At 62.3% G+C, this 7,021-nt stretch carries 4 protein-coding genes and 1 pseudogene; 3 read left to right on the plus strand and 2 right to left on the minus strand.

Annotated features, from left to right (window positions below; translation table 11 throughout):
* Nucleotides 1-128: 128 nt before the first annotated feature.
* Nucleotides 129-392: pseudogene (locus EA346_RS13210) on the minus strand (IS91 family transposase); the annotation flags it as partial.
* 158 nt (nt 393-550) lie between these two features.
* Between EA346_RS13210 and EA346_RS13215 the strand changes: the two are divergent.
* The 3 genes from EA346_RS13215 to EA346_RS13225 all read left to right on the plus strand — a co-directional run bounded on the left by EA346_RS13215 (nt 551) and on the right by EA346_RS13225 (nt 4,730).
* Nucleotides 551-3,100: a sigma 54-interacting transcriptional regulator gene (locus tag EA346_RS13215; RefSeq protein WP_296759377.1), complete on the plus strand. Its 2,550-nt coding sequence runs from the start codon at nt 551-553 to the stop codon at nt 3,098-3,100.
* 315 nt (nt 3,101-3,415) lie between these two features.
* Nucleotides 3,416-4,159, plus strand: coding sequence for a hypothetical protein (locus EA346_RS13220; RefSeq protein ID WP_296759379.1), 744 nt, complete (start codon nt 3,416-3,418; stop codon nt 4,157-4,159).
* A 100-nt stretch (nt 4,160-4,259) separates the two neighbouring features.
* Nucleotides 4,260-4,730 (plus strand): radical SAM protein, encoded by a 471-nt coding sequence (locus tag EA346_RS13225; protein WP_296759381.1) that lies wholly within the window; start codon nt 4,260-4,262, stop codon nt 4,728-4,730.
* 184 nt (nt 4,731-4,914) lie between these two features.
* On the opposite strand, the gene EA346_RS13230 is transcribed toward EA346_RS13225, so the two are convergent.
* Nucleotides 4,915-6,765 carry a PAS domain-containing sensor histidine kinase gene (locus tag EA346_RS13230; RefSeq protein WP_296759383.1) on the minus strand — a complete coding sequence of 617 codons (1,851 nt, stop codon included), beginning with the start codon at nt 6,763-6,765 and terminating at the stop codon, nt 4,915-4,917.
* Between the last annotated feature and the right edge of the window lie 256 nt (nt 6,766-7,021).

A 7,021-nucleotide genomic window follows, 5' to 3' on the forward strand; every position in this document is an offset into this window, starting at 1 on the left:
TGGCGTCGAAGCGCGCCGAGGGTACGCGGCGCACGCAAGGGGTCAGGTCTCGGCCCAGAACGGACTCTGGCGCCCGACTCGTGGGCGCCTGCTTCCGGATCTCTTACGGACGGCCACAATGTCACATCGCTGCAGGATTCGATGTCGATGCCGAAAACCCGCTCCAGACGTTCGGCCCACCTCATCGCGGCTCGACGTTCGACCGGCGTCGGCTCGTCCTCATCCCCCGTCGCACTCTGCCGCCCTCCCCCGCCACGCTTTCCCGGTGTCACCCGCCCGCGGTACTTGCTGTTGGGCGCAAACACCCCGTGGAAGCACGTGAGGCTGACCCACGGCTTCGGCACCAGACCCGCCAGCCGGGCGATAAAGTCGAGGGTTTCGAAGATGACATGACGAAGCGAGTTAACCAGGATGCCATCAGCGCACCGGTACGCAATGCGCCTGGATTGGCTTTTGCAAATACCGGCGACTAAAATTGTATGTGAATCAATATTAATAAGCATCGGGGCCGGCATTGGAGCCTAGGGCACAGCGAGACGAAGCCGAACGCGTGGCCGCGCTCGATGCACTCGTCTTGTTGGACAGCCCCACCGAACCTCGTTTCGACCGGCTCACCCGGATCACGCAGCGGCACTTCAGGGTGAGCATCGCGCTTGTTGGCCTCGTGGGCGCCGACCGTGTGTGGTTCAAGTCCAAGCAGGGCACCGGCGTCTGCCACATTTCAAGGGACACTTCGTTCTGTGAACGCGTGATCCAGAGTGAAGGGGTCTTCTGCGTTCAGAATGCGCTTGAGGACCCGGAGTTCTCGGGCCATCCATTTGTCTCCGGCCCGCCAAACATCCGGTTCTATGCCGGCGTTCCGCTTCACGCACCCGGGGGTCAGCGGGTCGGCACCCTTGGTATTTTGGATCGCGAACCACGCACGATGGCGCAAGCCGACAGCGAAGCGTTGCTCGACTTCGGAGCGCTCATCGACGAGGAGATCGGGAAGGGGCTCCTGAATCTGCAAGAGCGCCGCCTGCGCTCCATCATCGACGGCACCCGCATCGGTACCTGGGAATGGAACGTCCAGACCGGCGAATGTGAGTTCAACGAGCGCTGGGCGGGGATCGCCGGATACACCCTGGCCGAGCTCGCGCCGGTTAGCATTCAGACCTGGATCGGCCTCGCACACCCCGACGATCTGCTGGAGTCCAACGCACAACTGGAGCGGCATTTCCGGCGCGAGACCGAGTACTACGACTGCCATTGCCGAATGCGTCACAAGGACCGGCGCTGGATCTGGATCCATGACCGCGGGCAGGTGGTGAAGTGGACCGACGACGGCAGGCCCCTGCTCCTCTCCGGTACACATATCGATGTGACGGCCGAAAAGGAGGCGCAGCTTGAACTCGCAGTCTCCCAGGCCCGGTTGCGCGGTCTCTTCGATCTGTCGCCAGTAGGTATCGCGCTCAACGACTTCAAAACGGGCACTTTCGTCCAGGTCAACGATGCGCTGCTTGAGTCGACCGGTTATAGCCGTGACGAGATTCTGCGGCTCCGATACACCGACATCACCCCCCGCGAATACCTGCTGCAGGATCGCAGGCACCTCAGAGACCTGCGCACCATCGGACGCTACAGCGGCCACGAGAAGGAATTCATCCGCAAGGGTGGCGAGCGCTACCTTGTCCTCCTGAACGGGGTACTGATCCGCGATAGCGCCGGTCGGAAGCTCGTCTGGTCCATCGTCGAGGACATTTCTGAGCATCAAGCGCTGCTGCACCAGACGGAACGGCAGCGCAACAGCCTTCACTCGCTGTTGGACCAACTCCAGATCGGAACCCTGCTCCTTGAACCGGACGGGCACGTCGGATTCGTGAGCCGCTACTGCTCGTCCCTCGGACTGAATACGGCAGCCACCGTCGGCCGACATTGGAGCGAGGTTCTGCCCCTTCGCGAGGCGGGACGCATCAGCCTCGAACAGCAGCTTCGGTCGACTCCGGATCAGCGGCAACCGTTTGAACTCGACTGGCGCAGGGAGGGCCGTGAGTTCTTCATCGAATGCGAGATTCGTGACGCACCCACGGACGCATTGGGTCGACACATCCTCTGCCTGAAGGATGTCTCCGTAATCCGCCGGTTGCAGCGGCAGCTCGCCGGCAGCCAAAGCGGTGCGATGATCGGCAACAGCGAACCCATGCGAGAACTGTACCGGCGCATCGGCGATGTCGCACGGGGCGACTGGACCGTGCTGATCGAAGGCGAGACCGGGGTCGGCAAAGAACTGGTTGCCAGAACGATTCACGAGTCCAGCGCGCGCAGGAACGGACCGTTCGTCGCAGTCAACTCCGCAGGCCTGAGTGGAGAGCTGATGCACAGCCAGCTCTTCGGACACACGAAGGGGGCATTCACTGGTGCCTTCACTGATCAGCAGGGCTTCTTCGAGGCCGCCAGCGAAGGAACGCTGTTCCTGGACGAGATCGGTGACCTGTCCCCAGGCATACAGTCCAGCCTGCTCCGGGTCTTGCAGGAAAAAGAGATCGTACGCCTCGGCGAAGTCTTACCCCGCAAGGTCGACGTGAGGATTCTCGCGGCAACGAACAAGGATCTGGCCAATGAAGTGGCGGCGAGCCGCTTTCGCCAGGACCTCTTCTATCGGCTGCGTGTGGCACGTGTGCACGTGTCGGCGCTCCGGGAGCGCAGGGAGGACATCCCGCTGCTGGTGGCGTACTTCCTCGGCCAGGCACAGGTTGATTCCGGTGAAGCGCCGCTGCGATGCGGAAGCGAGGCCATGAATTGCCTGCTGAACCATCCCTGGCCGGGCAACGTGCGCGAACTCAAGGCGATCATCGACCACGCACTGATCTATCGGAGGGGGGACGTCATTCGCTGCGTCGATCTTCCAGAGGAGATCGCGTGCGGTCCTGGCAAACGCCACCTCCCGCCAGCGGAAAATGACAAGCGCGCGCGCATCCTCGCCGCGCTGGAGCGGACCGGGGGCAACTGCTCACGCGCAGCCGCGTTGCTCGGGATCAGCCGGACCACCCTGTACCGTCACATGGGCCGACTCGGCATCACCGCCCACCCGGACAGGACGCATCCGCAGACCCAGCCCTGACGATCACGGGTGCTACCCCTCCCCGAGCCAGGCGGCCCGCTGCCCCGGCGTTCCAAAGAGACGACCTGTCTCACCGTTACACATCTGTTCCAACGACTGTTACGTTTTCTGTGCCACCCACTTGGCAGCAGCTCCCGAAAATGCCCAAGAGCGCCCTTTAAGTAACGGATCCACGTACTTTTTCTTCCGATTGAACACATTCGGCACGGGAAATGCGGGCCAACTGTTGACCTGAGAAGCGGGCTGCGCTTGCGGGAATGCAGAATCCCCGCTCCCAGTGGTCATTGGGGTTCCCACGTCGAAGGAGAATTCAAGATGAAAAGGTCCCATCGGATACTCGGACTTGTGGCCGTGTTCAGCGCGGCGCTTCTGCTCACAGCCCTTGGCAGCTTTGGACTGCCGGGAGACAAGGCATTCCAAGCCACGTCCGCCAACCCTTATCTGAACCAGATTCCAGCTCTGATGCGAAGCGCCTACGAGGAAGAACAGCAATGGTTCGCAAAGATGCGGATGGCGCTCCTCGAGGATGATCAGAAACAGCTCGAAAGGACGCGGGGAGAATGGAAAGCGGCGCAGGATCGTTGGTGCTCGCAGATCAGCGGACACGCGACCAAGATGCCCCTGGCCGAGGCGATCCCGATACGCGCGGCCGAGGGCGGACCCTATGTGCTCAGCGAGGGCCGGATCGTAAGCCAGCCGACGACCGTTTCCGGAGCCAAGGGCTATCCTCCGGGCCGGCATGGCTTGTACATGGTCGCGAAGCTGACGCTGACCGACGTGCATGCCAGCAGCCGGGATGGTCGCAACGTGGACACGCTGTTCGTCAGAGCCATCGAACACAACGGGATCGCCATTCCCGGAACCGAAGTTCCCCTGTGGGGCGGCAGCATCGACCGTTCGACCCTGGCAAACGGGGAACCGATGGATGTGATGATTCGCTGGAGCATGCGACAGGCAGCCAACATGGAGAACTTTGCTGGGGCCGTGCAGATCACGCGTGAAGAATACGAACTGGCTTCACAAAACAAGGGCGGTGTCGGATCCCTGGCAAGCCGCTGAGCAAGCGCCGAACACGGGAAATTCTGAACAAGTCGATTCCGTATGTGGTTCGACCAGCGCACCACGAAGGGAGTCATCCGCTTGCCGTTCAAGGATGCGGATGGCAACCGAGGTACATGAATTACCGGATCGGCTGATCGACCGGTTCGGGCGGCACGTCAACTATGTGCGTATTTCCGTGACGGACCGCTGCGATTTCCGCTGCGTGTACTGGATGGGCGCACGTATGACCTTCATCCCACGTGCACAGGTCCTCACCCTGGAAGAGATGGCCACGCTCGGACGGGCCTTCACCGAACTCGGGGTTCGAAAACTGCGTATCACCGGCGGCGAGCCGTTGGTTCGCAGGAACGTGATCTCCCTCTTCCAGAAACTGGGCCAACTGCCGGGACTCGAGGAACTCACCCTGACCACCAACGGTTCGCCGCCGGTGCTGCGCGCCCATCCGGGCGACCTGCCCCGCCTGAAACGGGCAATCGTGCGAGCCATAGAGCTCAAACCCAAGGGCCATGATTTCAATCGGGCGCAACGCTCCGTGGCGTTTCGCCACATGAGCGCGACCGGAGGCTGACCGGATTCGATCCAGGAAGGACTCAGTGGTTGAGCAGAAACTCTTGCCTGTGTTGCAGCTCGATGACACGGATGCTGGCCCGGCATCTCAAGGCGGCGCTCGGCCCGGCGGCGCACCATCAGGGCTGGACAGCATTCCTTTGCAGACCATGCCGAACCCGCCGATGGCGAGCGGCGCCAGAAGCTTATGCGGACAGAACTTCCTTCAGCCTTTCCAAACGGACCGGCTTGACGAGGTGTTCGTCAAAACCCGCCTCCCGTGTCCGCCGCCGATCCTCCTCCTGGCCCCAACCCGTCATGGCGATCAGCCGGAACGCAGAGTCAGCGTGCTTGGCGCGCAGCCGACGGGCGGCCTCGTAGCCATCCATGCCCGGCATCCCGAGATCCATCAGCACATGCGTCGGCGTCCATTCGTCAAAGACCCGTATGGCATCTGCTCCATCATGCGCGACCCGGACCTCAGCCCCCAGCATCGTGAGAACCAGGCGCAGACTTTCGACGATGTCAGGATTGTCGTCCACCACAAGGAGGCGGCACTGGGTTGGGAGGGCGCCGGGTTCCGTCGCCGTTTCCGCCGTGGCCTGCACCGGGACGCTGCTACTAAGCGGCAGCGAGACCGTGAAGGTGGCACCGCACCCCGGACCTGCACTATCGGCGCTGACCGTACCGCCGTGCATCTCGACCAGACCCCGAACCAGAGAAAGACCAATACCCAGACCGCCGCTTCGCCCCGGCTCGGCCTGGGAGAACATCTCGAAAATCTTGTCAAGCCGCTCACGCGGGACTCCGCATCCGTCGTCCTGCACCTGAATCTCCACCCAGTCGTCACGCGGCGTCGCGCGAACGTCGATGTGCCCCCCCGCGTCAGTGAACTTGGCCGCATTGTTCAAAAGGTTCGCGATGACCTGAACCAGCCGCACTGGATCACCCTCCACCACAAGCGGCTCGGAGGGCACGCTGACGGTGACGCGACGATCCCCCCGGTTCAGCCCGCTGTCGCTCATCTCCAGCGCGGCATCGATGATCTCCGCGAGTTCGAGCTGCTCCTTGTGCAGCTCGATCTTGCCGCGACTGATGCGGGACACGTCCAGGAGATCGTCGACCAAATGCACCAAGTGTTGGAACTGGCGATCGATGATCCGCAGAGGTTCCTCGCACGCGGCCGCGTCGCCCCGCAGCACCTGGATCAGGTCGAGGCCGGTGCGGATCGGCGCAAGCGGGTTGCGCAGTTCGTGGGCCAACGTCGCCAGAAATCTGTCCTTCTGCTTCGACGCCTCGCTCAGCTCCAAGGAGCGTTTCTGCTCGCTGATGTCTCTGGTGATCGTCGCGTAGCCGATCAGCTCCCCTGTCTCCGGGTGCCGAACCACGAAGTGCGTGTCCGATACCGGAATGCGCGCACCGGTTGCGAAATTGCGGAAGAACGTTTCCCCGGACCAGTAACCGTCACTGCGCATCCGCGGCAGAATCTGATCATTCACCAGGTCAATCTGGTCCGCCGGGTAGTAGTCGGGAATGCTGGTATGCGGCACCTCCGCCTGGGCAATGCCCACCATGCGGCGCCCGGCAGGATTCACATAGAACGGGGTACCTTCCGCATCTGCCATGCCGATGAAGTCGCTGCTGTTTTCCACTAGGGCGAACAACTGCTCGCGCTGTCGCTGTACTTGAGCACGGTTCTCGACGTCCCGGCCTACCAGAATCACCTGCTGAACCTGGCCGTCGTCTACGAGCGGGTTGAACACGAACTCCATCGCTCGGCACCGCCCCTCGATCGGCAGGTCGCATTCGACAACGGCTCTCTCACCGCGCAGGGCAGCCGCCAACGCCGACGAGATGTCGGTGCCGCACTCGGATAGGCGGAAGCATTCGTCGATATCGAGCCCTTCGATCCTGCCGGCAGGCGATGGCAGAAGATGGCCGAAGGCGGATCTGGCTGCTGAATTGACGAATTGGACGCTACCTTCGGCATCCAGCACCACAATGGCGTCGGAGAGTGCCTCGAGTAGCCGGATGTCGAGCCCGAACGGGATAGCCATAGGCGTGGAACATACTCCCAAAACAACACGGTGCATCGCCAACGGCAACATGATCGCATCCCTGCGAGATCTTCCTGCCCTTCAGGATACCAAGCTCGCGAAACCGGTGTAGCCTGCCTGCTCCCAACACCAAAGGGCGGGTGACCACTGTCCGCTTGAGGCATGACTGGAGCCCTTCATCCATCGACACCGAGTGGCCGTTCAGGGTCGCCTACGGTCTGTTCATCGTCGCGGGTTCGAGTGCGGGGCCCGATTG

This window comes from Thioalkalivibrio sp. (assembly GCF_007692535.1).
Taxonomy (GTDB): domain Bacteria; phylum Pseudomonadota; class Gammaproteobacteria; order Ectothiorhodospirales; family Ectothiorhodospiraceae; genus Thioalkalivibrio.